This is a genomic window from Thalassotalea sp. G2M2-11 (genome assembly GCF_017168195.1).
Taxonomy (GTDB): domain Bacteria; phylum Pseudomonadota; class Gammaproteobacteria; order Enterobacterales; family Alteromonadaceae; genus Thalassotalea_E.
The window spans coordinates 1-340 of sequence record NZ_JADNYL010000014.1 but is presented as its reverse complement, the minus strand read 5'-3'; the positions used below and the strand labels follow the sequence as shown (position 1 = coordinate 340).

The window sequence follows — 340 nt, the reverse complement described above, 5'->3', positions numbered from 1 at the left end:
TTGAACACCTTAAATTTGGTCTCTCATTCCAAGAAGAAGTGGTGGAGCTAAGCAGGATCGAACTGCTGACCTCCTGCGTGCAAGGCAGGCGCTCTCCCAGCTGAGCTATAGCCCCGTTCTGGGTCACATGTCGTCAAAACGCTAATTCAAGTTAAGCTAGGCGCTTGATGGCGACGTTTAGTTCACTAAACGAGTCATTAAGCAACAACGCATAACGAAGAATTTGGTAGGTCTGGGCAGACTTGAACTGCCGACCTCACCCTTATCAGGGGTGCGCTCTAACCAGCTGAGCTACAGACCTATATTTCGTCCGAAGCTTACATGTTAGGACTTCTTCTAC

General features: G+C 48.8%; 2 tRNA genes. Both read right to left on the bottom strand.

From position 1 onward, the window contains the following. Positions 1-39: 39 nt before the first annotated feature. A tRNA-Ala gene (locus IV514_RS17365) sits at positions 40-115 on the bottom strand. A 109-nt stretch (positions 116-224) separates the two neighbouring features. Next, positions 225-301 (bottom strand) — tRNA-Ile (locus IV514_RS17360). Positions 302-340 lie beyond the last annotated feature (39 nt).